This window comes from Agrobacterium sp. CFBP2214 (assembly GCF_030209895.1).
GTDB lineage: Bacteria > Pseudomonadota > Alphaproteobacteria > Rhizobiales > Rhizobiaceae > Agrobacterium > Agrobacterium radiobacter.
Genome location: NZ_JARVRC010000007.1, coordinates 232,696 through 257,879 on the forward strand (window position 1 = coordinate 232,696; position 25,184 = coordinate 257,879).

General features: G+C 58.7%; 26 protein-coding genes. 16 read left to right on the forward strand and 10 right to left on the reverse strand.

Annotation, left to right across the window (positions count from 1 at the left end; genetic code table 11):
• Positions 1–29 precede the first annotated feature (29 nt).
• Complete coding sequence (locus QRN60_RS19735; RefSeq protein ID WP_003505057.1) at positions 30–422, forward strand: DUF2794 domain-containing protein; 393 nt, start codon at positions 30–32, stop codon at positions 420–422.
• 126 nt (positions 423–548) lie between these two features.
• On the opposite strand, the gene QRN60_RS19740 is transcribed toward QRN60_RS19735, so the two are convergent.
• From QRN60_RS19740 to QRN60_RS19750, 3 genes are all read right to left on the reverse strand, one after another.
• Positions 549–1,286, reverse strand: a complete 738-nt coding sequence (locus QRN60_RS19740; RefSeq protein ID WP_065114304.1) for a Bax inhibitor-1/YccA family protein — start codon at positions 1,284–1,286, stop codon at positions 549–551.
• Between the two features lie 218 nt (positions 1,287–1,504).
• Positions 1,505–4,066: an ABC transporter permease gene (locus QRN60_RS19745; protein WP_129564797.1), complete on the reverse strand. Its 2,562-nt coding sequence runs from the start codon at positions 4,064–4,066 to the stop codon at positions 1,505–1,507.
• A complete protein-coding gene (locus QRN60_RS19750; RefSeq protein ID WP_060725382.1) occupies positions 4,063–4,773 on the reverse strand; it encodes an ABC transporter ATP-binding protein in 711 nt (236 codons plus the stop codon). The genes QRN60_RS19745 and QRN60_RS19750 overlap by 4 nt, the downstream gene beginning before the upstream one ends.
• 91 nt (positions 4,774–4,864) lie before the next feature.
• Here QRN60_RS19750 and QRN60_RS19755 point away from each other — a divergent pair, with 91 nt between their 5' ends.
• Together QRN60_RS19755 and thpR are read left to right on the forward strand one after the other, a co-directional pair.
• Complete coding sequence (locus tag QRN60_RS19755) at positions 4,865–5,515, forward strand: arylesterase (RefSeq protein WP_003505051.1); 651 nt, start codon at positions 4,865–4,867, stop codon at positions 5,513–5,515.
• Positions 5,516–5,583: 68 nt separating this feature from the next.
• Positions 5,584–6,177: an RNA 2',3'-cyclic phosphodiesterase gene (gene thpR, locus QRN60_RS19760; protein ID WP_003505049.1), complete on the forward strand. Its 594-nt coding sequence runs from the start codon at positions 5,584–5,586 to the stop codon at positions 6,175–6,177.
• On the opposite strand, the gene QRN60_RS19765 is transcribed toward thpR, so the two are convergent.
• A complete protein-coding gene (locus tag QRN60_RS19765; protein ID WP_129564796.1) occupies positions 6,111–6,590 on the reverse strand; it encodes a low molecular weight protein-tyrosine-phosphatase in 480 nt (159 codons plus the stop codon). The two genes, thpR and QRN60_RS19765, sit on opposite strands and share 67 nt — an antisense overlap.
• A gap of 58 nt (positions 6,591–6,648) precedes the next feature.
• Between QRN60_RS19765 and QRN60_RS19770 the strand changes: the two genes are divergently transcribed.
• The 7 genes from QRN60_RS19770 to QRN60_RS19800 all read left to right on the forward strand — a co-directional run bounded on the left by QRN60_RS19770 (position 6,649) and on the right by QRN60_RS19800 (position 12,466).
• Positions 6,649–6,954: a 4a-hydroxytetrahydrobiopterin dehydratase gene (locus QRN60_RS19770; RefSeq protein ID WP_003505045.1), complete on the forward strand. Its 306-nt coding sequence runs from the start codon at positions 6,649–6,651 to the stop codon at positions 6,952–6,954.
• Between the two features lie 51 nt (positions 6,955–7,005).
• A complete protein-coding gene (locus QRN60_RS19775; RefSeq protein ID WP_003505043.1) occupies positions 7,006–7,386 on the forward strand; it encodes a YkvA family protein in 381 nt (126 codons plus the stop codon).
• Positions 7,387–7,683: 297 nt separating this feature from the next.
• Positions 7,684–8,187 carry an invasion associated locus B family protein gene (locus QRN60_RS19780; protein ID WP_003505042.1) on the forward strand — a complete coding sequence of 168 codons (504 nt, stop codon included), beginning with the start codon at positions 7,684–7,686 and terminating at the stop codon, positions 8,185–8,187.
• A 266-nt stretch (positions 8,188–8,453) separates the two neighbouring features.
• Positions 8,454–9,626 (forward strand): dual-specificity RNA methyltransferase RlmN, encoded by a 1,173-nt coding sequence (rlmN, locus tag QRN60_RS19785; RefSeq protein WP_077998729.1) that lies wholly within the window; start codon positions 8,454–8,456, stop codon positions 9,624–9,626.
• 108 nt (positions 9,627–9,734) lie between these two features.
• On the forward strand, positions 9,735–10,688 hold the full coding sequence (locus QRN60_RS19790) for an ABC transporter substrate-binding protein (protein ID WP_060725386.1): 954 nt from the start codon (positions 9,735–9,737) through the stop codon (positions 10,686–10,688).
• Positions 10,689–10,793: 105 nt separating this feature from the next.
• A complete protein-coding gene (locus QRN60_RS19795) occupies positions 10,794–11,675 on the forward strand; it encodes an ABC transporter permease (RefSeq protein WP_020813325.1) in 882 nt (293 codons plus the stop codon).
• Positions 11,672–12,466, forward strand: a complete 795-nt coding sequence (locus QRN60_RS19800) for an ABC transporter ATP-binding protein (RefSeq protein WP_003523190.1) — start codon at positions 11,672–11,674, stop codon at positions 12,464–12,466. Before QRN60_RS19795 ends, QRN60_RS19800 begins: the two co-directional genes overlap by 4 nt.
• 39 nt (positions 12,467–12,505) lie before the next feature.
• Here QRN60_RS19800 and QRN60_RS19805 read toward each other — a convergent pair whose 3' ends face one another.
• Entirely contained in the window at positions 12,506–13,153 is a 648-nt protein-coding gene (locus QRN60_RS19805; RefSeq protein ID WP_003505033.1) for a LysE family translocator, read from the reverse strand.
• 130 nt (positions 13,154–13,283) lie between these two features.
• On the reverse strand, positions 13,284–14,138 hold the full coding sequence (locus tag QRN60_RS19810; protein WP_003505031.1) for an SDR family NAD(P)-dependent oxidoreductase: 855 nt from the start codon (positions 14,136–14,138) through the stop codon (positions 13,284–13,286).
• A 315-nt stretch (positions 14,139–14,453) separates the two neighbouring features.
• Between QRN60_RS19810 and QRN60_RS19815 the strand changes: the two genes are divergently transcribed.
• Complete coding sequence (locus tag QRN60_RS19815; RefSeq protein ID WP_003505030.1) at positions 14,454–15,677, forward strand: argininosuccinate synthase; 1,224 nt, start codon at positions 14,454–14,456, stop codon at positions 15,675–15,677.
• Positions 15,678–15,730: 53 nt separating this feature from the next.
• Here the strand turns inward: QRN60_RS19815 and QRN60_RS19820 are convergent, their stop codons facing one another.
• Entirely contained in the window at positions 15,731–16,927 is a 1,197-nt protein-coding gene (locus tag QRN60_RS19820; RefSeq protein ID WP_173992189.1) for a multidrug effflux MFS transporter, read from the reverse strand.
• A 5-nt stretch (positions 16,928–16,932) separates the two neighbouring features.
• Entirely contained in the window at positions 16,933–17,391 is a 459-nt protein-coding gene (locus QRN60_RS19825) for a MarR family winged helix-turn-helix transcriptional regulator (protein WP_003505026.1), read from the reverse strand.
• A gap of 264 nt (positions 17,392–17,655) precedes the next feature.
• Between QRN60_RS19825 and QRN60_RS19830 the strand changes: the two genes are divergently transcribed.
• From QRN60_RS19830 to ppa, 4 genes are all read left to right on the forward strand, one after another.
• The gene (locus QRN60_RS19830) at positions 17,656–19,716 is read left to right on the forward strand and encodes a M3 family metallopeptidase (RefSeq protein ID WP_129564794.1); all 2,061 of its coding nucleotides are present in this window, start codon (positions 17,656–17,658) and stop codon (positions 19,714–19,716) included.
• Positions 19,717–19,880: 164 nt separating this feature from the next.
• Entirely contained in the window at positions 19,881–21,701 is a 1,821-nt protein-coding gene (gene typA / locus QRN60_RS19835; protein WP_003492424.1) for a translational GTPase TypA, read from the forward strand.
• Positions 21,702–21,914: 213 nt separating this feature from the next.
• Positions 21,915–22,421, forward strand: coding sequence for a GNAT family N-acetyltransferase (locus QRN60_RS19840; RefSeq protein ID WP_003523484.1), 507 nt, complete (start codon positions 21,915–21,917; stop codon positions 22,419–22,421).
• A gap of 158 nt (positions 22,422–22,579) precedes the next feature.
• The gene (ppa, locus tag QRN60_RS19845) at positions 22,580–23,113 is read left to right on the forward strand and encodes an inorganic diphosphatase (protein ID WP_003505020.1); all 534 of its coding nucleotides are present in this window, start codon (positions 22,580–22,582) and stop codon (positions 23,111–23,113) included.
• A gap of 5 nt (positions 23,114–23,118) precedes the next feature.
• Here the strand turns inward: ppa and QRN60_RS19850 are convergent, their stop codons facing one another.
• Together QRN60_RS19850 and QRN60_RS19855 are read right to left on the reverse strand one after the other, a co-directional pair.
• Positions 23,119–23,430 carry a DUF167 domain-containing protein gene (locus QRN60_RS19850; protein WP_165000607.1) on the reverse strand — a complete coding sequence of 104 codons (312 nt, stop codon included), beginning with the start codon at positions 23,428–23,430 and terminating at the stop codon, positions 23,119–23,121.
• The gene (locus QRN60_RS19855) at positions 23,427–23,717 is read right to left on the reverse strand and encodes a YggT family protein (RefSeq protein WP_003492418.1); all 291 of its coding nucleotides are present in this window, start codon (positions 23,715–23,717) and stop codon (positions 23,427–23,429) included. The genes QRN60_RS19850 and QRN60_RS19855 overlap by 4 nt, the downstream gene beginning before the upstream one ends.
• A gap of 225 nt (positions 23,718–23,942) precedes the next feature.
• Here QRN60_RS19855 and QRN60_RS19860 point away from each other — a divergent pair, with 225 nt between their 5' ends.
• Positions 23,943–25,175, forward strand: coding sequence for an MFS transporter (locus tag QRN60_RS19860; protein WP_129564791.1), 1,233 nt, complete (start codon positions 23,943–23,945; stop codon positions 25,173–25,175).
• The last annotated feature ends 9 nt before the right edge of the window (positions 25,176–25,184 follow it).

Here is a 25,184-nt window from a genome sequence, read left to right on the forward strand (position 1 = left end):
GATGATTTGGGTGGAATCGGAGGTATTGGATGACCGATCAACCGGATGTGCAGCAGGTGCAGACCGCTTCACGTGACAATTCCACCGTTATCGATCTCCGGGAATATAAAAAGAACAAGGACCCTTTGCCGGTCACCTTTCACCGGCGCGAGCTGGATGCGATTCTGCGCATCTATGGCCGCATGGTGGGAGAGGGCGAGTGGCGTGACTACGCCATCGATCACCTGAAGGAAAAGGCGGTGTTTTCCGTCTTCAAGCGATCAGGTGAAATGCCGCTTTTCAGGATCGAGAAAAACCCCAAGCTGGGGGCAAAACAGGGTGCCTATTGCGTGGTGAATACGGATGGCCGCATTCTGAAACGTGGCCATGAATTGCCGCAGGTTCTGAAAGTCTTCGACAAGGTTCTGAAGCTTATTGAATGAGCTTTAACAGGAGCGGACTATTCGCAGGAACAGCACGCCCTGACGGATATAGGTGAAGAAATCTTCGCAAATAAAAAGGCGGCCGAATGGCCGCCTTTCGCATATAGGTCAGGAGAACTCTTAACCTTAGTCGTCGCGGTTTCCGAGGAACTGCAGGAGGAAGGTGAAGAGGTTGATGAAGTCGAGATAGAGCGTCAGCGCGCCCATGATGGCCTTGCGGCCAGCCACGGCAACATCGTCGCCGTCAAAGTACATTTCCTTGATCTTCTGGGTGTCGTAGGCGGTCAGGCCTGCGAAGATCAGTACGCCGATTGCGGAAATCGCAAACTGCAGTGCGGAGGATGCAAGGAAGATATTGACGATGGAAGCGATGATCAGGCCGAACAGACCCATGATCAGGAACGAACCGAGACCGGAAAGGTTCTTCTTCGTCGTATAACCGTAAAGCGAGAGCGCGCCGAACGAAGCGGCCGTCACGAAGAACGTCTGCACGATGCTCTGGCCGGTGAAGACCAGGAAGATCGCCGACAGCGAGACGCCCATCAGCGCTGCATAGACCCAGAAGGTCGTCTGGGCGGCGGAAACGCTCATGTTCTGAATACGGAAGCTAAGGAAGAAAACCAGTGCGAGCGGAGCCAGCATGACGACCCAGCGCAGTGGCGATGCGTAGAGCAGCTGGGCGAAAGCCGGGTTGGAAGCGGCAAGCGTATAAGTGCCGAACGCTGCAACGCCGGTGATGACCAGAGCCAGCGCCATCAGGTTGTAAACCTTGAGCATGTAGGCGCGAAGACCTTCATCGATCATCGCACCAGTCTGTGCACGGGTCTGCGCCATGCGGTTCTGGTAGTTATTGAAGTCAGCCATTGTTTCCTCTTTTGAGCTCCGTGATTGCTACGGTGTCGGGATACCTCCCGGGCGCCGCTGCGGAGCTTCAGCAAGCCTGCTCAAGAATATGATGGCAGAACGTGTCCGATACAAGGCCTTTTCCAGTTGAAAAGACACCATATGCGCGAAAAGCGCTCACGTTTTGGCGATCATTACAAAGAATTAATCGTTAAAGTTAAGCCGCGCACAACCGACGATCATTCACCCGCCTGCCTGAGAACCGGAGCTGCCTTCTGCCCGAGAATTCGCCATGTGCCGATGAGCCCGATGCCGACAGTCATGACGAGGGCGACGACGAGGGTTCCGATCGCCACATCCGGCAGGAAGCTGGAGGGCAGCTTCATGATGCGGGCGATCACGAACCATGCGGAGACGCCGCCGGCGAAAAGCGCGAAGACGGCGGTGGCGAGACCGAGCATCATATATTCGTAGGAGAAGGCGCGGATGAGCAGGTTTCGTGTGCCGCCCAGCGTTTTCAGGATGACCGCGTCGTGGGTTCGCGCGCGGTTGCCGGCAGCGAGAGCGCCGGCGAGAACGAGGACGGAGGCTATCAGCGCGACGGCGGCAGCGGCGCGAATGGCGGTGGCAAGCTGGCCGACAAGGCGGTTGACGACGTCGAGCGCATCCTTCACGCGCACACTGGTGATCGTCGGATAGGCGTTGGTGACAGCGCGCAATATGCGGCCTTCGTCGGCGGCGGTTGCGGAGGGGTCGGCGAGCGTTGCCAGCCACGCATGCGGCGCGCCGCGGAAGGTGTTCGGTGAAAACACCATGACGAAATTGATCGACAGTGATTCCCATTCGACGTTGCGCAGATTGGCGATCTTGGCCGTTATGCTGCGTCCGAGCACGTTGACGGTGACCGTGTCGCCGATCTTGAGGCCCAGATCCCCCGCCTCTTTCGCAGCGAAGGAGACCAGCGGCTCGCCGCTATAGTCCGGCCCCCACCATGTTCCCTCCGTTAGCGTCGCGTTTTCAGGAATTTCCTGGGAATAGGTGATGCCCCGGTCACCGCGCAGCACCCAGCGTCCGGAAGATGGCACGTCCATTTTTGTCACGTCCTCCCCGTTAAGCGCCAGAATGCGGCCGCGCAGCATCGGTACTTCGGTCAGGGCTCCATCCGGCGCTTCCCGCTTCAAAAGATCGCGGAAGCCCTGAACTTCGCTGCCCTGAATATCCACGAAGAAGAAATTCGGTGCCTTTTCCGGCAGGCTGTCCGTCAGTTCGCGACGCAGATTGCCGTCGATCAGGGTGAGCGTTACGAGGAGGGTCAGCCCGAGGCCGAGCGAAAGAACGACCGAGGGGGTGAGTGCGCCCGGCCGGTGAATATTACCGATCGCCAGCCTCAGCGCAGCCGAATGAACGCGCGGGCTGCGCTTGGCGATGGCCTTTACGCCCGCAGCCACCAGTCGCAGCACCACGAAGGCAAAAGCGATGGCCGCAAGGAAGATCGAGGCGATGAAGCGGTCTTCCGCCGAAAAGATGGCGAGGGCGGCAAGCGCCGCCAGCAGCAGACCGGTTGCGGCCAGATAGGGCCAGGATGGCCAGCTTCCTTCTTCGAAACCCTGCTCGCGGAAAAGCGCGGTTGCCGGAACCTCACGCGCCTGGCCAAGGGGAACGATGGCGAAGGCGAACGTGGTCAGGAGGCCGAACAGGGCGGCGAGACCGAGAGCGCCGGGGTAAAAGGCGAGCTCTTCCGGTACAGGCAATACGCCTTCCAGAAACCGCATGGCGATGAGTGGCGCGACGGCGCCGACCACAAGGCCGATGACGATGCCGACGGCGGCAATGAAGGCGATCTGGAAGAGATAGGTCATGGTGACCACGGAGGCCGGTGCGCCCAGGCATTTCAGCGAGGCGATCGTGGTGCGTTTGGAATCCAGAAACGCGCGGACGGCATTTGCGACGCCGACACCGCCGACGATGAGGGCGGTGAGGCCTACCAACGTCAGGAATTGCGAGAAGCGGTTGACGTTTTCGGTGAGCGAGGGTGCCGCCCGGTCGCTGGTGCGGATGGACCAGCCAGCTTCAGGAAAGGCCTTGTTGGCCGCGTCGTTCATCGTTGGCCGTGACGAAGCATCGTTCAGCCTGATCTTGTAGGCGTGTTCGACCAGGCTTCCGGTCTGAACGAGGCCAGAGGCAAAAAGGGCATCGCGGCTGACCATCAGCCTTGGAGCAAAACCGAAGCCGTCAGACAGCGCATCCGGTTCGTCGACCACGGTGCCGGTCAGTTTCAGCTTCACATTGCCGAGCAGGATTTCATCGCCGACCTTGATGCCGAGCCGTTCCAGCAGAAGCGGTGCGGCGATGGCGCCATAGGTGTCGCCGGTGCCAGCCAGAAGCTCGCTTAACGGCCGGTTGGGTTCGGCAACGAAGGTGCCAAAGAGCGGATAGGAGCCGTCTATGGCTTTCACCTCAGTCAACGTCTGTTCGGAACCGTCGGCAAGGCGCGCCATGGAGCGCAGCCCGGTGGAAACCGCGACGGTGCCTAGCCCATCGAGATAGGCCCGTTCTTCCTGCGTTGCTTCCCTGTTGCGCAGTTCGAAACGCACGTCGCCTGCCAGTATGGACTGACCTTCCGTGGCAATGGCGCTGGTGACCGCGCGTGAGACGGAATTGACGGCGGCGATGGCGCCGGTTCCAAGCGCAATACAGGCAAGGAAAATGTAAAAGCCTCGAAGGCCGCCGCGAATTTCTCGCCGTGCGAGCCTCGCGGCGTTTCTGACATTGGCAAAAGACGGGAGAACAGATCCAGTCATGCCGATACCGCCCGCGCAATCTGGGGCTTCGCGCTGTCGCCCTCTATCTCGCCGGAGCGCACCTTGATCTGCCGTGAGCAGCGGGCGGCAAGCGACGGATCATGGGTGACGAGGATCATCGTCATGCCGCGCTCGGCCTGTTTGGCAAAAAGAAGATCAGCGATCTGCCTGCCGGTATCGGTATCGAGATTGCCGGTCGGTTCATCAGCAATCAGTACGGCCGGTGAGGGGGCAAGCGCGCGGGCGATGGCGACACGTTGCTGTTCGCCGCCGGAGAGCTGGCCGGGATAATGGTTCAGGCGTTCACCGAGACCGACGGCGACGAGTTCGCGCCTGGCGATCTCGAAGGGGTTCGGGGTGTTTGCCAGTTCGAGCGGAACGGCGACATTTTCCAGTGCCGTCATGTTGGCGATGAGATGGAAGGACTGGAAAACAATGCCGATATTCCGGCCGCGAAAATCCGCCAGCGCGTCCTCGCCGAGCTTGTGCAGTTCCGTATTCGCGATGATGATTTCACCGCTATCGAGCCTCTCGAGACCGGCAAGCACCATCAGAAGCGTCGACTTTCCCGAGCCGGAGGGGCCGACGATACCAACCGCCTCGCTCTCTCCGATTGAAAGATTGATGTTCTTGAGAACGTGAACGGAGGCGGCGGCATTGCCGAGCGTGAGGTCGGCTTTCTTCAGCTCTATGATGCTTTTCGTCACAATTCTCGTTCCTATATAGGGTGATGAAAACGGTCTGGCGGTCGATGCGGTCGGTATTTCAGACAATGGGAACCAAGTTAGGAAAGCCGTGATGAGATTTAAAGCTGCCCTGTTTCACTTCATCGTCATTTTCGCTACCGCCTTTTCCGCCACTGTTGTCACGGCTCAGGAGCGGACATGGCAACTGGTCGGCCTCGGCGACAGCCTGATGGCTGGCTATCAGTTGCCCCCAACCGACAGCTACACCGCACAGCTTGAGGCTGCATTAAAGGGCAAGGGCGTCAATGTCGCCATCGCCAATGCCGGTGTGTCCGGCGATACCTCTTCCGGCGGCCTGGCGCGGGCGGAATGGTCGGTTCCCGATGGTACTGATGGGGTCATTCTGGAACTCGGCGCCAATGACGCTCTGCGCGGAATTCCCCCCGAACAGACCGAAAAGAACCTCGACACCATCATTTCCGGCTTCCAGAAGCGCAACATAGCCGTGTTGCTGGTCGGCATTATGGCGCCGCCGAATATGGGCGAAGATTACGCCAAGCGCTTCAATCCGATCTTTCCGAAGCTTGCCGAAAAATACAACCTGCCGCTTTATCCCTTCTTTCTGGATGGCGTGGTGACGGATGATGCGCTGAAGTTGGATGACAAGATGCACCCCAATACCAGGGGTGTGGCGATGATGGTTGAAAAATCTTTGCCGGCTGTTGAAAGCTTCATCAAGACAATCGGTGCGCAAAAAAAATAAGCACTTGCGCCCATCTGCATTGCGTGATTCGCTATGCTTGTTCTGCCAAGAGATTCGGGGAGCTCGCCATGCCGAGACTGTTTACCGCCCTCGAAATTCCGCGCAATGCGGCTATGAGCCTCTCATTGTTGCGCGGTGGTCTGCCGGGAGCCCGGTGGATCGATGTGGAGAATTATCACATAACCCTGCGTTTTATCGGTGACATCGACGGGCGGACCGCCGATGAGGTCGTGGACAGGCTGGATCGGATCGAAAGGCCGGAATTCCAGCTCAATCTCACCGGTATGGGGTCCTTCGGTTCCAAGAAACCGCATTCCATCTGGGCCGGGGTTTCTCCCTCTCCGGAAATGCATGCGCTGCAGGCGGAAGTCGAGAGAATCTGCCAGAGGATCGGTCTCCCGCCCGATCCGCGCAAGTTCATGCCGCATGTCACGCTGGCGCGGCTGCGCTCATCGCGGCTGGACGATGTCGTTCATTATCTTTCCGGACGCGGCAACTTCCGCACCTCGCCCTTCACGGTCGGACGTTTTGTGCTGATGTCTTCGAAGGAATCGGTGGGCGGCGGGCCCTATATCGTTGAAGAGGCGTTCCCGCTTCACGAGGCCCGGTCCAGCTCCATCTTTTCGAGCAACGACCTGCATCCTGCCAAGAGCATGTTGTAGACGCCAAGGAACCCGTCCTCGGCACCGTAATAGGGATCGGGGACGTTCTCACGACGGCCAGCGGCATAATCCATGAAGAGATGGATTTTGTGCCGATGCTTTTCCGGGCTCGATTGAAGCAGGTTCGCCAGATTGTTTTCGTCCATGGCGAGTATCAGGTCGAAAGTCTCGAAATCTGTCCGGGTGACCTGTCTTGCCCGCTGACTTGAAATATCGATGCCGTGCCATCGCGCCATGGCGATGGACCGGGGATCAGGCGCTTCACCCGCGTGCCAGCCGCCGGTGCCGGCGGAATCGATAGCGAGCTGGTCAGACACGGCCGCGTCATCGGCAAGATGTCTCAAAACGCCTTCGGCAGTCGGTGAGCGGCAGATATTGCCCATGCAGACAAAAAGAATAGCTGTATGTTTCATGGAATATGCGTCGATCCGGTCGTTGAAGCGTTAATGGGTCTCAAGCGGAGGCAAGTTCATGAAATATCCCAGACTCGAGCCGGACGCCATCCGGCAGGCCCTGTCGAAACTCGAGGGCTGGTCCCTGCGAGAAGACGGGGCGGCGATCGTCCGTTCCTTCAAGTTTTCAAGTTTTGCGGAAGCCTTCGGTTTCATGGCCGAATCCGCACTTGTTGCGGAAAGGCTTAATCATCATCCCGAATGGTCCAATGTCTATTCGCGGGTCAAGGTTTGCCTCACCACGCATGATTCACAGGGAGTGACGGAGCGGGATTTTCTTCTGGCCGAAGCCATGCAGAAGGCGGCTGCGGGCCGAAGCAATTGAACGGCGGACCTTAAATCCCATATAATAGCCGTGACCGGAGGACCGTCGATCATGGATGATGTGAAAATCGGTGAAATTCTTCTGCCGGGTGAAACCGACAGGCAGCAGGAGCGTGAAAATGCGGTGCGGGCGAAATTCTGGCCCAAGCTGAAGCGTGTGATGTCAAAAGTGCCCTTCGCGCGCGATGCGGCGGCGGCCTATTATTGCGCGATCGACCGTGACACGCCGCTGCGCGCAAAGGGTATCATCCTGGCGGCGCTTGCTTATTTTATCATGCCGATGGATGCCGTGCCTGACGTGCTGGCCGTCATCGGTTTTACCGATGATATTGCCGTCATCACGGCAGCGCTTGCCATGATCCGCGCTCATATCAAGATGGAGCATTACGAGGCGGCTGACGCCATGCTGAAGCGACAGCAGGAAGCCGGGTAACGTCTCTGTGATGTGTCCGTCCGGCAGAGCCCGGCGGGTGACAAATTCTTGCCTGAATTTATGTGTCTTACACACGAGGGAAGGGCGTGCCACGCCGTTCTCCTCAGGGCGTCGGGAAGTCGCCAATCTGTAACACCGCAAGACGTTTCCGGCATTTTATGCGTGTTGTTGACGGTTTGGTAACCGCTTTCCGACCACAATGAGAAAAGACGATCCGCACCTGAACGTGGCCGATCCAGAAACTGGGCTCGCCGCTGCTTCGGGCCAATGGAAGACAATAACCCGGCAGGAAATTCTATGTTTGTAAGAAGTGTAGCAACCGCAGCGGCCATTTTGCTGACCAGCGTCGGCGTAGCATCTGCACAGTCGCCCACGCGCATCCAGCAGTTCAATGCATGGGGTGCCTATTCGTACAAATCGGGCAACAGCACCGTCTGCTACGTTCTTTCCATTCCGACCGCCAAGGAACCGGCGAGCGTCGACCACGGCGATATTTTCTTCATCGTGTCGCAGCGCCCGGGCCAGAATATCTCCTATGAGCCGCAGGCCATGGTGGGTTATTCGCTCAAGCAGGGTTCCAAGGTCAATGTGACGATCGACAACAAGAACTTTGTCATGTTCACCAAGGACAAGGCCGCTTGGGTTGAAAACGCCGCTGAAGAACCGGCTCTCGTGGCTGCCATGAAGGGCGGCAAGTCCATGACCGTCAAGGCAGTCTCAGGCCGCGGCACCGCGACCTCCTATTCCTATTCGCTGTCGGGTATTTCGGCAGCTCTCAAGCAGATTGAGAGCTGCAAGTAACCCTGACGCTTCATCGCATTTGATAATGGCCGGTCATTGACCGGCCATTTGCGTTTTTGCCAGTTTGATGCTAAAGGCGCGGCAACATTGACAGGCGGATGCGCGAAAAGTGCTCCGCCTTTGATTTTCTCGACATGCAGACGATTTTCCGCCTATCCGACAGGCCGGTCGTGCGATGCATGGAATGATGGGATAGCGTGATGTCCGTAATGCAAGCCCCTGCCGGCCTGGCAGTCAAAACCCCGCTGATCGCCAATAGCGATCTGATGTCCGGCAAGCCGTCACTGATTGGCCTGACGCGTGAGGAAATGGGCGAGGCGCTGGCCGAGATCGGCGTGCCGCAGAAGCAGGTGAAGATGCGCGTCAGCCAGTTGTGGAACTGGCTTTATGTGCGCGGCGTCTCCGATTTCGACAATATGACCAATGTCGCCAAGGAGCTTCGCGAGAAGCTGAAGGCGGCCTTCACTATTGCCCGCCCGGAAATCGTCGAGGAGCAGATCTCCAATGACGGCACCCGCAAATGGCTGATGCGCTTTCCGCCGCGCGGTGCGGGACGCCCCGTCGAGATCGAGACGGTCTATATTCCCGAAGAAGGTCGCGGCACGCTGTGCATATCGAGCCAGGTCGGCTGTTCGCTGACCTGTTCCTTCTGTCACACCGGTACCCAGCGTCTGGTGCGCAACCTGACGGCTGAGGAAATTCTCGCCCAGCTGCTGCTGGCTCGTGACCGGCTCGGCGATTTTCCCGATGGTTCGACCCCGGTAGGCGCCTATGTGCCGAGCGAGGGCCGCAAGGTCTCCAACATCGTGATGATGGGCATGGGCGAGCCGCTCTATAATTTCGAGCATGTGAAGACCGCGCTCCTGATTGCGACCGATGGCGATGGCCTGTCGCTCTCCAAGCGTCGCGTCACGCTCTCCACCTCCGGCGTCGTGCCGGAAATTTTCCGCACCGGCGATGAGATCGGCGTCATGCTGGCGATTTCGCTGCATGCGGTGCGCGACGACCTGCGTGACATGCTGGTGCCGATCAACAAGAAATATCCGCTGAAGGAGCTGATCGAGGCCTGCCGCAATTATCCGGGTCTCTCCAACGCTCGCCGCATTACCTTCGAATATGTGATGCTGAAGGATGTCAACGACAGCTTGGAAGATGCCAAGATGCTGGTGCAGCTTCTGAAGGGCGTTCCGGCCAAGATCAACCTCATTCCGTTCAATCCATGGCCGGGCACGAACTACCAGTGCTCCGAATGGGCGCAGATCGAGAAGTTCGCCGATTTCATCAATCAGGCGGGTTATGCCTCGCCGATCCGCACGCCGCGCGGCCGCGATATCCTCGCCGCCTGCGGTCAGCTGAAGTCGGAATCCGAGCGCATGCGCAAGACCGAAAGGCTGGCTTTTGAGGCGATGATGATCGCAAACCACGGTGCGGATGACTGAATCAGCCGCAATTGCGCCATAAAGCTTGATTTGCAGCGGTTCTCTGATTGATTTCAGACTGTCTTGTTCCTAAGAAGACGAAAACAGGGAACCAACAGGAGGATATCCATGCGCGCATTCATTCTCGCTCTCGCTGCCGCGAGCGCCCTCGTTCTGCCGGCCAAGGCCGAAAACGTCACCGTCGCCGTCACCGCCATTGTTGAACATCCGGCGCTCGATGCCGCTCGCGATGGCGTGAAGGCCGCCCTTGCCGAAGCCGGTTACAAGGAAGGCGAGAACCTCAAGTTCCTGTACGAGTCCGCGCAGGGCAATCCCGGCACCGCAGCGCAGATCGCGCGTCAGTTCGTGGGCGACGCTCCTGATGTCATCGTGCCGATCTCCACGCCGTCCGCTCAGGCCGTCGTTGCCGCCACGCGTGATATCCCGGTCGTCTTCACGGCCGTTTCCGATCCGGTTGGTGCACAGCTTGTCAAGAGCATGGAAAAGCCCGGCGGCAACGTGACCGGCCTTTCCGACATGCTGCCGGTTGGTGAACATCTGGCGCTCATCAAGGAAATCTCGCCGAACGCCAAGTCCATCGGCTTCATCTACAACTCGGCCGAAGCCAACTCCGCCTCGACGCTCGCTTTGCTGAAGGCTGAAGCTGAAAAGGCTGGCCTCAAGATCGTCGAATCCGTCGCCACCAAGTCCGCCGAAGTGCAGGGCGCAACCCGCGCGCTGGTCGGCAAGGCTGACGTGATCTACGTTCCGACCGACAACACCATCGTTTCCGCTTTCGAAGCGGCAGCTGGCGTTGCTTCCGAAGCCAAGATCCCGCTCTACGCCGCCGATACGGATTCCGTTGCCCGCGGTGCGGTTGCGGCCCTCGGCTTCAACTATTTCGACGTTGGCAAACAGACCGGCGCGGTCGTCGTCCGCATCCTCAAGGGTGAAAAGCCGGGCGACATTCCGGCAACCGTTGCTGTCGGTACTGATCTGGTGATCAACAAGAAGGCCGCTGAAAAGGCTGGCGTTACCTTCCCCGAAAGCGTCACGAAGCGCGCCACCAAGGTCATCGACTAACCGAAACCAGACTGAATTGCGGGCGGCGGCATTTCGCCGCCCGTTTTACGTGGCACGAGACGGTGCCCGTATCCGCCTGATGGCGGCAATAACAAGGACATTACCGTGAGCCAAATCGCCTTCTGGGGTGCCGTGGAGCTGGGACTGGTCTTCGCTTTCGTGGCGATCGGCGTCTACCTCGCTTTCCGCGTGCTTGATTTTCCTGACCTGACCGTGGACGGTTCTTTTCCGCTTGGCGCCGCTGTGGCTGCCGTGCTGATCATCGCCGGTCTGAATGCCTGGGTCGCGACGGCGATTGCAATGGTTGCCGGTGCTGCCGCCGGGATCGTGACCGCAACGCTCAACGTCCGTTTCAAGATTCTCAACCTGCTTGCCTCGATCCTGACGATGATCGCGCTTTTTTCCGTCAATCTGCGGGTGATGGGAAAGCCGAATGTGGCGCTGCTCAATCAGGACACGATGATCTCACCGTTTTACGGCCTCGGCCTTTCGGAATATCTGGTGCGGCCGCTCTTTGTCGGCGCGCTGGTGCTGATCGCGGTCATTCTCGTCTGGCGTTTTCTTGAAAGCGATGCCGGCCTTGCCATGCGGGCCACCGGTGCCAACGCGCGGATGGCGCGGGCGCAGGGTGTGAAGACCGGTGACCAGATCTATCTCGGCATGGCGCTTTCGAATGCGCTGGTCGCCCTCGGCGGCGCGCTGTTTGCGCAGACCAATGGTTTTGCCGATGTGACCTCCGGTGTCGGCACCATCGTCGTCGGGCTTGCCGCCGTCATCATCGGTGAGACGCTGTTCGGTGCGCGCGGCATTCTGATTGCCCTTATCGGATGTGTCTTCGGCTCAATCGCCTATCGTCTAGCCATCCAGCTTGCTTTGTCGAGCGATGTGCTGGGTCTCAAGGCATCCGATCTCAATTTCGTAACGGCGGTATTGGTGGCCATCGCGTTGATCCTGCCCCGACTCCGCCGTGGGGGGGCAACATCGTGATTTCCCTTTCCGATATCCAGGTCGTTTTCGGGCGCGGCACGCCGCTGCAAAAACAGGCGCTGTCCAAGATTGACCTTACCATCGAGGATGGTTCCTTCGTCACCGTCATCGGCTCCAACGGTGCAGGTAAATCAACGCTGCTCGGCGTATTGGCGGGCGATGTCCTGCCGACGGCGGGCAAGGTGATGATCGGCGGCGCCGATGTTACCCGCAAGCCGACCGCCAGCCGGGCGGGGCGGGTGGCGCGTGTATTTCAGGACCCGCTGGCGGGCAGCTGCGGTGCGCTCACCATCGAGGAAAATCTGGCGCTCGCGGCATCGCGTGGTGAACGCCGCGGCCTTCTGCCGGCGCTTGGGCGCGGGCGGCGGGATTTCTTCAAGGAGCGTATCGCCTCGCTCAACCTCGGTCTGGAAAACCGACTGAAGGACCGCATGGATCTTCTGTCGGGCGGCCAGAGGCAGGCTGTGTCGCTTGTCATGGCGACGCTATCCGGCTCGGACGTGTTGCTGCTCGATGAACACACGGCCGCACTTGATCCCGGCATGGCGGAATTCGTGATGGAGCTGACCCGCAAGGTGGTGTCGGAGCGCAAGCTGACGACGCTGATGGTCACCCATTCCATGCGTCAGGCGCTGGATTACGGCACCCGCACGATCATGCTGCATGCCGGTGAAATCGTGCTCGACGTCTCCGGCGACAGCCGCAAGGATCTCGAGGTCGAAGACCTGATCGACATGTTCCGCAAGATACGGGGCCAGAAGCTTGATGATGACGAGTTGCTCATCGGTTGATCGCAAAAAGGCGCCTTCCGGCGCCTTTTTTGTTTGCCCTCAGCGCGTTTGCGTGAAGAAAATCTTGACCGCGAAAATCGAGAAGACGCCGGCGATCGTGTAATCCAATCCACGCAGAACCTTCCGGTTGCGTTGCAGCCACGCGGAGAGAACATCGGCGGCGACAACAATGCCGATGCCGATCGGCAGTGCGACGATGATCGACCAGATGCCGAGGAAGATCAGCTTGCCGGTCACATGCGGATCGGAGGCGCTGACGAATTGCGGCAGGAAGGTCATGAAAAAGATGATGACCTTGGGGTTGAGCAGATTGACCCAGATGCCGTTCAGCAAGGCCGATTTCAGGGAGGCCTGCGCCCTTTCGCCGGTGCTTTTCACCATCACGAAATCCGAGCCCTTGCGGATCGCCTGGATGGCGAGCCACACCAGATAGGCGGCGCCGCCTGTTTTCAGGATCATGAAGGCGGTCGGTGAGGCGACGATGAGGGCGGCGACGCCAAAAGCGACCAGCATCGTATGCACGGTGATGCCGATGTTTGTTCCCACCAGCGTCATGAAGCCCGCCGCCCGGCCTTCGCGCAGGGAGCGGCTGATCCAGAGCGTCATATCAGGACCCGGCGTCACCGCCAGAAGCAGAATGGCGATGGTGAAGGCGATCAGTGTTGGCAGGCTTGGAACGAAATCCATCGCGGCACCCGTAAATTCTGGAGATTGCCGTTGCTTAACGCGGTTTCGTGCTTCTGCCAATGTTTTTGAACGGCGACGCGCCTGCGGGAGAGAATAGCCGCCGCACCTTTCAGGCACGGCGGCTGAAAGTTCAGTTTTTCAAAAAGCTGGTGAAGGCGGCGGAATATTCCGTGTGCCAGCGCGACAGCGGGGGGCGGTTCTGGACGATGTCATAGGCCGCCCAGAGAATGCGCTTTTCATCCGTCGGGCGGTCTACCTCGCCATCCGGGCAGAGAATGTAGAAATCGCCGCGGCCGATGCTCTCAAGCATGAAATCGACGGTCTGTTCGCCGGTCCATGCGCCTTCAGGCTTTTCCGTCCTGCCATGGGCGGTGAGGCCGGTGAAAACGAAACCGGGAATCAGGAGATGGGCGGAAACCGCACCGTTCGGAACATTACGCAATTCGTGCTGAAGCGCCTCCGTGAAGGTTTTGACGCCGGACTTCGAGACATTATAGGCGGGATCACCGGGAGGCGTGGTGATGCCCTGTTTCGAGCCGGTATTGATGATGAGCGCCGGCTCGCCGTGGGCGATCATGCCCTGGCCAAAAACGCGGCTACCGTTCACGACGCCCATCAGATTGACGCCGATAATTTTTTCCCAGTTGGACTGCGGTCCGAAGATGGCGCTGCCCGGCTGGATGCCGGCATTGTTCATGAGGACGTGGACACGCCCGAAACGCTGGATAACCGCGCGTTCGAGCGCCTCCAGCTCATCGAGTTTCGATACGTCGGTCGGGATGGCGACGATCTGCGCTTCACCGTCCTTGGCGACAGTCAGAATATCCGCATGGGCTGCGGCGAGCTTTTCGCCATCAAGATCGACGAGCACGACGCTCATGCCAAAGGTGGCGAATTTGCGGGCGGCGGCAAGTCCGATGCCGGATGCCGCACCTGTTATGACAGCGACATTATCTTCCTTGAATGCGGGGTGGATGGTCGTCATAGGTTTCTCCTTCGCGTCGTTTCTGCTGTTTCCAGCGGTTTGCAACGTTGCCTGAACCTGAGTGGCTTCATTCACGGTCTTCAAGTCGATCGCGCCGCTTTATGATAAAGCGCGAATTTTCTAAATGCATGTGACAATTGCTTCGTTCCCGTCGGCGCGGCCGGTCATCGCCCATCGTCATACGCGCCCATCAATTGTTTTGTCGCTTATCTCACGGAAAAGCGCTTCACACATTTCGGGTTGCACTGTAAAAGTGCCGAAATCCCGAGGAAATGGCGGTGTCCTGATGCCGTCATCATGCAGATGGACATCACTATGGCACTCCCGAAAGACGTTAAGAAAGTCGTTCTCGCCTATTCCGGCGGTCTCGACACCTCGATCATCCTGAAATGGCTTCAGACGGAACTCGGCGCTGAAGTCGTGACCTTCACTGCCGATCTCGGTCAGGGCGAAGAGCTTGAGCCGGCGCGCAAGAAGGCCGAGATGCTGGGCATCAAGGAAATCTTCGTTGAGGACGTCCGCGAAGAGTTCGTGCGTGATTTCGTGTTCCCGATGTTCCGCGCCAACGCCGTCTACGAAGGCGTCTATCTGCTCGGCACTTCGATTGCCCGTCCGCTGATTTCCAAGCATCTGATTGAAATCGCCAAGAAGACCGGCGCCGACGCCATTGCCCATGGCGCCACCGGCAAGGGCAACGACCAGGTTCGTTTCGAGCTTTCGGCCTATGCGCTGAACCCTGACATCAAGATCATCGCGCCCTGGCGTGACTGGACGTTCAAGAGCCGTACCGACCTCCTGAACTTCGCCGAACAGCACCAGATCCCGGTCGCCAAGGACAAGAAGGGCGAAGCGCCTTTCTCCGTCGATGCCAACCTCCTGCATTCCTCTTCCGAAGGCAAGGTTCTGGAAGACCCGGCACAGGAAGCGCCTGAGTACGTGCATATGCGCACCATTTCTCCGGAAGCCGCTCCTGACAAGGCAACCGTCATCAAGATCGGTTTCCGCAAGGGCGATGCCTGCTCCATCAACGGTGTTGAAATGTCGCCCGCGACGCTTCTCGCCACGCTCAACAATTATGGCCGTGAAAACGGCATCGGTCGTCTCGATCTGGTCGAGAACCGCTTCGTCGGCATGAAGTCGCGCGGCGTTTACGAGACACCCGGCGGCACCATCCTGCTGGCTGCACATCGCGCCATCGAATCCATCACGCTCGACCGGGGCGCGGCCCACCTCAAGGACGAGCTGATGCCGCGTTATGCCGAGCTCATCTATTACGGCTTCTGGTTCTCGCCCGAGCGTGAAATGCTGCAGGCACTGATCGACAAGAGCCAGGAACATGTCGAAGGTGAAGTGACGCTGAAGCTCTACAAGGGCAATGTCATGGTAACCGGCCGCGAGAGCGCCAAGTCGCTTTATTCCGACGCGCTGGTGACCTTCGAGGACGACCACGGCGCTTACGATCAGAAGGATGCAGCGGGCTTCATCAAGCTCAATGCGCTGCGCCTGCGCACACTGGCCAAGCGTAACCTCAGCAAATAATTCTGCTGGAATGGAAATAATGAAACCCGCGGGCGGTGACGCCGGCGGGTTTTTTATGTCTCTCTTCTGGAAACGATGCGGAAGCCGATATAGCTGGCAACGGCCGTGAACTCCATCACCGGAATGATGATGCCGAAGCCGGTGAGTGGCGAGCCGATGACCGAGGCGGCAGCGCCGCCCGCAAAACCAGAACCCATCTGGATGAAGCCCATCATTGCCGAGGCCGAGCCGGCAATATGCGGAAAAGGGGCAAGGGCTGCCGTTACCATCGAAGGCGTCAGCAAGGCAATGCCGATCGTCGCGACGGCCACGGGTCCCATGATCGAGAGAAAGGATGGGGGTATCAGGAACACTGACAGCAGAATGAGAAGACCGCCTGCCGCCGAAAAACAGAGACCGAGGACGACCGAACGACGGTCACCCAGTCGCGGTGCGATATAACGCAGGGCAATGGAGCCGAAGAAATAAGCACCAGTCTGCATCAGCATGCCAACACCGAAAGCGGTGGGTGTCATGCCGACCTCGTTGATGAGGATGAAGGTCAGCATGGTGGCCTGCGCATAAAGCGCGCCGATGGACCCGCCAAGCACCAGTGCGGCCAGAAGAAAGCGCGGCGCGCTCAGCAAGGTCTGATAGGCCGACAAAAGGCGACGTGGGCGGATCAGGCTCTTGTCCGGGATCGTCGTCTCGCGCAGAAAAACCACGACGGAGAAGATGGCCAGAGCCCCGAGGCCGGCCATGAGGAAAAATACCGATTGCCAGCCAAAAGCCGCAAGTGAAAGCCCGCCGATTGTCGGGCCCATGGCGGGGCCAACGGCCAGCATGATACCGATGAGGTTCATGATGCTGGAAGCATCGGCGCCGGTGAACTGGTCGCGCACCACGGCGCGCGCCACTGTCATCCCGACGGAGGCCCCGATGCCCTGGATAAGCCGGGCAAAGAGCAGCACTTCGATTGTCGGTGCGAAAATGGCAAGCAATCCGCCGCCCAGAAAGATGGACAGGAAAACGAGGCTTGCCTTGCGCCGCCCGAAGGCGTCGGAGGCTGGGCCGGCGAGCAGTTGCGCGATCGCGAAACCCGCAAAATAAAGCGAGAGGCTGAGTTTTATGGCGGACTCTGTCGTGGCGAAAACCCGCGTCAGCTCCGGCATGGCCGGTGTATAGATGGCCATGGAAATTGGCGCCAGCGCCGTCAGCAGCGCACCGAGCATGGCCGTGCGCTTTCTGGACATGATCGTTTCTGGTGACATTGAGGTCAGCAGCTCTGGCCGGGCTGTTCCGGTTGGAGATTGTTGCGAAGCGTCTGCAGGAAGCTGCGGAAAAGCGCGACCTCCTCCTCGTTCAGGCCCTGCGTGGCGTGACGGACGAGTTCATCGATTTCCTGTCGCACGGCTTCCAGCATCTCGGTGGAGTTCTTCGTCAGTACGATGCGCTTGGAACGCCTGTCCTGCGGGTCCTGCTGGCGCTCAATGAGATCGAGGGACTGCAGCTTGTCGAGATAGGCGCAGATCGTCATCGGCTCGATGCCTAGCCGGGCGGCGATATCCGACTGCTTGCTGCCATCAACGACGGCAACCGTCAGCAATGCGCGGGCTTCGCCGGGGGTAAGACCCAGTCCAGCTTCAGAAATTCGGCGCTCAAACGCACTGTTCAGCAGGCGTGCGCTGCTGTTCAGCAAGAATGCCAATGAATCTTTTTCGCGTTTCGTGCCCATGTCTCGCCTTTTCGTAAGTCAGCCTTACTAAATTCCGGGCGATAATCAATGGTACACAAATCATATTGTCGAAAATCGAGTAAAGTATGCGTCAATTCGGTTGTCGGACGGCCCGCAATATAGTCGCCGATTGTTACGCTGAAGCAAAAAAGATCGGACTTCCCCGTTTTTTTCACGCGGCCTGTCATCTCCGCCGGGCATATTGAATTGGCGGTGGAGGCGTGCCCATATGGGCTTAAACCGGAATTGTACAAGGAAGACGAAATGCCATCCAAGACGACGCTTTATCCCGCCCTCGTGACCTGGGACGGTCACAACGGTTTGCCCAAATTTGATGCGGTCAAAGATGAGGATTTCGCTCCGGCTTTCGAGGCAGCGCTTCTCTCCCATGAACAGGAAATCGATGCGATTGCCGGCAATGCGCAGGCGCCGAGTTTCGAAAACACCGTGACCGCGCTTGAAATCGCCGGCGACGAGCTTTCGCGCATTTCGGCGCTGTTCTGGAACAGGGCAGGCGCCAATACCAATGGCGTGATCCAGGCGCTGGAGCGGGAGATTGCGCCGAAAATGTCGCGGCACTATTCGAAGATCGGCATGAACGAAACGCTGTTCAAGCGCATCGATACATTGTGGGAAAAGCGCGAGACGCTGGGGCTGACGGGCGAGGAAAGCCGTGTTCTCGAGCGGCACTGGAAGGGTTTCGTACGCTCCGGCGCGAAGTTGCCGAAAGACCGGCAGGAACGGCTGGCGGCGATCAATGAGGAGCTGGCCGGTCTCGGTGCAAAGTTCGGGCAGAATGTGCTGGCGGATGAAAAGAACTGGAAGCTCCTGCTTTCCACCGAAGAGGAACTTGCCGGCATTCCCGGCTTTCTGCGCGACGCCATGGCGGGTGCGGCCCGTGAGCATGGCGAGGACGGCAAATTTGCCGTTACCCTTTCCCGTTCCATCATCGAGCCTTTCCTCACCTTTTCCGAACGTCGCGATCTGCGCGAGCAGGCCTTCAAGGCATGGGTGGCGCGCGGCGAAAACGGTGGCGAGACCGACAATCGAGAGACCGTTCACCGCACGCTCGAACTGCGTGAGGAAAAAGCCAAGCTTCTCGGTTACGGGAATTTTGCCGCTTACAAGCTTGATGACACGATGGCGAAGACGCCGGATGCCGTGAACGGCCTTCTGGGTCAGGTCTGGGAAAAGGCCGTGCGCCGCGCGGGCGAGGAAGAGACCGAACTTGCCGCCATCATCGCCGAGGAGGGCAGGAATCACGAGGTGCTGCCCTGGGACTGGCGGCACTATGCCGAAAAGTTGCGCGCGCGGAAATTCAGCTTCTCCGAGACGGAATTGAAGCCCTATCTGCAGCTCGAAAAGATCATTGAGGCCTGCTTCGATGTCGCCGCGCGGCTGTTTGGAATTCGTGCCGTTGAAGTGAAGGGCGTTGCCGCCTATCACCCGGATGTGCGGGTTTTCGAAATTCGCGACGACAGGGGCGATCTGAAGGCCATGTTCCTCGGCGATTATTTTGCCCGCCCCTCCAAGCGATCCGGTGCATGGATGAGTTCGTTCCAGTCGCAGCACAAGCTGCCGCTGAAGAGCGGAACGGTCGGTGAAATTCCGATCATCTACAATGTCTGCAATTTCGCGAAACCGGCTGAGGGTAAGCCCGCGCTGCTTTCGCTTGATGATGCGCGCACGCTGTTTCATGAATTTGGCCACGCGCTGCATGGCATGTTATCTGATGTGACCTATCCTTCCGTTTCCGGGACGGGGGTCTCGCGCGATTTCGTCGAATTGCCGTCGCAGCTTTACGAACACTGGCTGACGGTGCCGGAAATTCTGGAAAAATACGCGCTCCACTACGAGACCGGCGCGCCGATGCCGAAAGCGCTGCTGGACAAGGTTCTGGCCGCTCAAACTTTCAATGCCGGTTTCAGCACGGTGGAGTTCACGTCTTCGGCTATCGTCGACATGGCGTTCCACACCCGGGGCAGCGTGAGCGATCCCATGGTCGTACAAGGCGAGGTGCTCTCCGCCCTCAACATGCCGAAGTCCATCGTCATGCGGCATGCGACGCCGCATTTCCAGCACGTCTTCTCGGGCGATGGCTATTCCGCCGGCTATTATTCCTACATGTGGTCGGAAGTGCTGGATGCCGATGCGTTTTCGGCCTTCGAGGAAACCGGCAATCCCTTCGATGGCGAGATGGCGCGCAGGCTGAAGGACAATATCTATTCTGTCGGCGGTTCCATCGATCCGGAGGAGGCCTATCTCGCGTTTCGCGGCAAGATGCCGAGCCCGGACGCCATGCTGTTGAAGCGCGGCCTCGTATAAGAGCACGTTATAAAAGACTGTCATATTTCTGAGCTAGAACCGGAGCGCAGGGGGCTTATGACAAGGCCCCCCCCTTTCGCATTTGCAAAAAAAAGGTTATGAGCGCGCCAAACTAAATTGGCGCATCTCACGATAGTGGCGCCCAACCTCAGAGATTTTGAACAATGGCACTTCGCAACATCGCGATCATCGCGCACGTTGACCATGGAAAAACGACGCTCGTGGACGAGCTTCTGAAGCAGTCCGGCTCGTTCCGCGACAACCAGCGTGTCGCCGAGCGCGTAATGGACAGCAACGACCTCGAAAAGGAACGTGGCATCACCATTCTCGCCAAGGCGACCTCGGTGGAGTGGAAGGGTGTTCGCATCAACATCGTTGACACCCCCGGCCACGCCGACTTCGGCGGTGAAGTCGAGCGTATCCTGTCGATGGTGGATGGCGCGATCGTTCTGGTCGATAGTTCCGAAGGTCCGATGCCGCAGACGAAGTTCGTCGTCAGCAAGGCGCTGAAGGTTGGTCTTCGTCCGATCGTCGCGATCAACAAGATCGACCGTCCGGATGGCCGCCATGAAGAAGTCATCAACGAAGTCTTCGACCTCTTTGCAAACCTCGATGCTACCGACGAGCAGCTCGACTTCCCGATCCTTTACGGTTCTGGCCGTGACGGCTGGATGAACGTCAACCCGGAAGGTCCGAAGGATCAGGGTCTTGCACCGTTGCTCGATCTGGTTCTCGAACATGTTCCAGAGCCCACAGTCGAAGAAGGTCCGTTCCGTCTGATCGGCACGATCCTCGAAGCCAACCCCTTCCTCGGCCGTATCATCACCGGCCGCATCGCCTCTGGTTCGATCAAGCCGAACCAGGCCGTGAAGGTGCTTGGCCAGGATGGCAAGACGATCGAAACCGGTCGTATTTCCAAGATCCTCGCCTTCCGCGGCATCGAGCGCACCGCGATCGATGAGGCCCATGCGGGTGACATCGTCGCCATCGCCGGTCTTTCCAAGGGCACTGTTGCCGACACCTTCTGTGACCCCTCCGTCACCGAAGCGATGACCGCGCAGCCGATCGACCCGCCGACCGTTACCATGTCGTTCATCGTTAACGACAGCCCGCTCGCCGGCACCGAAGGCGACAAGGTAACGTCGCGCGTCATCCGCGACCGTCTGTTCAAGGAAGCCGAAGGCAACGTCGCGCTGAAGATTGAAGAGGCTGAAGGCAAGGACTCGTTCTTCGTTTCCGGCCGTGGCGAATTGCAGCTGGCAGTTCTGATCGAAACCATGCGTCGCGAAGGCTTCGAGCTCGCCGTTTCGCGTCCGCGCGTCGTCATGCACAAGGATGAGAACGGCACCCTGCTGGAGCCGATCGAAGAAGTCGTGATCGACGTCGATGAAGAGCATTCCGGCGTCGTCGTCCAGAAGATGTCCGAGCGCAAGGCTGAAATGGCCGAGCTTCGTCCTTCCGGCGGCAATCGCGTTCGTCTGAAGTTCTATGCCCCGACCCGTGGCCTCATCGGCTACCAGTCGGAACTTTTGACCGACACGCGCGGTACGGCGATCATGAACCGTCTGTTCCATGACTATCAGCCCTTCAAGGGCCAGATCGCCGGTCGCGTCAACGGCGTTCTGCTGTCGAACGGTTCGGGCGAGGCAGTTGCCTACGCCATGTTCAACCTGGAAGATCGCGGCCCGATGATCATCGAGCCGGGTGAAAAGGTCTATGCAGGTATGATCATCGGCATTCACACGCGCGACAACGATCTCGAAGTGAACGTGCTGAAGGGCAAGCAGCTGACCAACATCCGCGCCGCCGGCAAGGATGAAGCCGTGAAGCTGACGCCGCCGATCCGCATGACGCTCGACCGCGCTCTTTCCTGGATCCAGGAAGACGAGCTGATGGAAGTGACGCCGAAGTCCATCCGCCTGCGCAAGATGTTCCTGGACGCCAACGACCGCAAGCGTTTCGAAAAGGCAAAGCTCGCTGTCTGATTGGCTCTACGCCACGAATTTCAAAGAACCCGGCCTCGCGCCGGGTTTTTTTATGCATTCGTTTTTATGTGTGCATGAGTCGAAAGGCGCTTTGCCAAAGGTTAAGGATGCGTTAATTTTTTCTGGTCGTCCACATGAATAGGCTGTGGGTAAGCTTGCCGGCGTTAACCTTTATGACTGGTAAGTTTCCGTGGCCGGGGCCAGAATCGCGTTATGAAAACGTTATCCATCGATGTTCGCCGTGCTGAACCGCATGATGCGCGCGCCATCTCAGAGGCGCACCGTCTGTCGTGGCAACAGGCCTATGCGGGGCTTATCCCGCACAGGCCGTTGACGCAGATGCTGGAGCGCCGTGGCGAAGTCTGGTGGAAAAAGGCGACCAAGGGCTCCGCAACCATGCTGGTGGTGGAAGTGGCCGGTGTGGTTGCCGGATATGCGACGCTGGGCTTAAGCCGGGCGCGTGGGCTGCCGCAGGACGGCGAGATTTACGAACTTTATCTCCGGCCTGAATATCAGGGTATTGGCCTCGGCTCGCTGCTTTTCACGGAAGCGCGCAGATTGCTGACTTCACTTGGCTGCAACGGCATCGTTGTCTGGTGCCTCGAGGATAGCGACGTCGCCAATCGCTTTTTCCGCTCGCATGGCGGCCGGGATATTGCCGAAGGCATGGAAGATTTTGACGGCAAGTCGCTTCGCAAGGTCGGTTTCGTCTGGAACTGATAGAGGGAGTTCGCGCCGTTTTCATTTTGCAGCGGGCGATGCTTCGTCGCGATGGCATCAAATCGCCCATTCTGCCTTATCCGGCCAAAGCCATGTTGCAATGCGGCGACTTTCCCAGTATCGAAAACCAAATCCAACCCGCCGAATGAGGGAAGCGAATGCGTATTGATGCAATTTCCATAGGCAAGAATCCGCCGGAAGACGTAAATGTTATCGTTGAAGTGCCGGTTGGCGGCCAGCCGATCAAGTACGAGATGGACAAGGACGCCGGTGCGCTGATCGTCGATCGCTTCCTCTACACGCCAATGACCTATCCGGGTAACTATGGCTTCGTGCCGCACACGCTGTCCGACGATGGCGACCCGATCGACGTTCTCATCTGCAACACCCGCCCGCTGGTTCCCGGCTGCGTGATCAACGTTCGCCCCATCGGCGTGATGATCATGGAAGATGATGGCGGCAAGGACGAGAAGATCCTCGCCGTGCCGGTTCCGAAGCTGACGCGCCGTTACGACAAGGTCCACAACTACACGGACCTGCCGGAAATCACGCTGAAGCAGATCGAGCACTTCTTCGAGCACTACAAGGATCTGGAGCCCGGCAAGTGGGTGAAGATGGGCGGCTGGCAGGACGTAGACGTCGCCAAGAAGCTGATTGTCGAAGCCATCGAGCGCTACAAGGCGCAGGGCTGATAGGCCTAACCCGCCAGCTTTTTAAAGAGCTTTTCGAAATCCTCCGGGTCGGTATCGATCCGGAGGATTTTTTTGCGCGCTGTTTCGCCTGAGATGAAGGTGATGGATGATTTGGGCAGGCCGAGTTTTTTCGCCAGCAAAACAATCAGGGCCTTGTTCGCCTTGCCGCCTTCCGGCACGGCGCTGACGCGGGCCTTCAGATGCGCGTTTCCGTCCGCATCCTGCTCCACGCCGTCAATCGCATCCCGCCCGCCATTCGGTGTGAGGCGAACGGACAGGTGGATATGATCATCGTGCTTTTTCCAGAGACTGCTCAAACGGTCATCGGATAGAGCGTGTTCCACATGAAGGAGCGGATGAAGAAGATGATCAGCAGCAGGATGATCGGCGAAATGTCGATCCCGCCGAGATTGGGCAGAATGCGGCGGATGGGGCGCAGGGCCGGTTCCGTGACATTGACCAGGAAACTCCCGATGGCGTTCACGAACTGGTTGCGGGAATTGATGACGTTGAAGGCGTAAAGCCAGGAAAAAATGGCGCTGGCGATCAGCACCCACGTATAGAGGTTCAAGGCCAGATCGATGGTCTGAAACAGGGCAAGCATCAATATCTCCGTATCTTGGTTGCAAGACATTTAGACATTGACGCGTGAACCGGCAAGTGTTGCGCCGGATCGTAATGATCTTTGGTCTGATCGGCTGCGGTCATCGCGGGATTTCAGACGAATACCGCTCACACTTTTCGCCGTCCCGCTGAAGAGGAGGGCTGGCGATTCCTGTGATATCGCTCTATTGCAGTCATCTCATATTGTCTCGCGAGCACTCAGCCGATGTCCCTCCCTTCCGCCGAAAACCGTTTCGGTGCTTTCCGGCATAGTTCCTATCGCCGTTTTTTCAGCGCCCGGTTTTTCTCGGCCTTCGCCATTCAGATCGTCAGCGTCTCCGTGGGCTGGCAGATGTATGAGGTTACCGGCAACGCCTTTTATCTCGGCCTGATCGGTCTCTTCCAGTTTCTGCCGTCTCTGCTTTTGATCCTTGTTACGGGAACGGTCGCCGACCGGCATAATCGCCGGCGTATCATGGCCATATGTCTTCTGGTCGCGGCGCTGTGTGCTGTGGCTCTTCTGGGTCTTACGCTGACACACAGCTTTTCTCCCTGGCCGGTCTTTGCCATTCTCGTTGTCTTCGGCATAGAGCGGGCCTTCATGGGGCCGGCAGTCCAGTCGTTGGCGCCCAATCTCGTGCCCGTTGAGGATTTGCCGAACGCCATCGCCTGGAATTCCTCTTCCTGGCAGATGGCGTCCATTCTGGGGCCTGTTGCCGGCGGTCTGCTTTATGGTCTCGGCGCTTCCATCGCCTATAGCGTGGCGCTTGTGCTTTTCGTCCTCTCCGCAACGCTGGCGGTGACGATCCGCAAGCCGGAACAGCGTGGTCCGGCAAAAGCCGTCACCCTCGAAACAATGCTGGCCGGCTTCAAATTCATCTCGCAGGAGAAGATCGTTCTTGGCGCCATTTCGCTCGATCTTTTCGCGGTGCTGCTGGGCGGTGCCGTCGCGTTGATGCCGATTTTTGCCAAGGAAGTGCTGACGCTTGGCCCATGGGGTCTCGGGCTTCTGCGCGCCGCACCCGGCATCGGGGCCATCACCGTTGCGGTCATTCTGGCATTCAAGCCCATTCGCCACCATGCGGGCTTGCTGATGTTCGTCGGCGTCGGCTTCTTCGGCGTTTCCACCGTGGTCTTCGGGCTTTCGCAAACCGCGTGGCTGTCCATTGCCGCGCTGGTGGTCATGGGAGCATCGGACATGGTGTCGGTTTATGTGCGCGAGACCCTGATCGCGCTCTGGACACCGGATGAGGTGCGCGGGCGTGTGAATGCGGTGAATATGGTTTTCGTTGGAGCCTCCAACGAATTGGGTGAATTCCGCGCCGGCACCATGGCCCATGTTGTTGGTGCCGTGCCAGCCGTTGTCATCGGCGGGGCGGGCACGCTTGCTGTCGCGGTCATCTGGGCGCTTGGTTTTTCCAAGCTGCGCAAGATCGATAGCCTCGACGCGCCGCACTAACCGCGATGG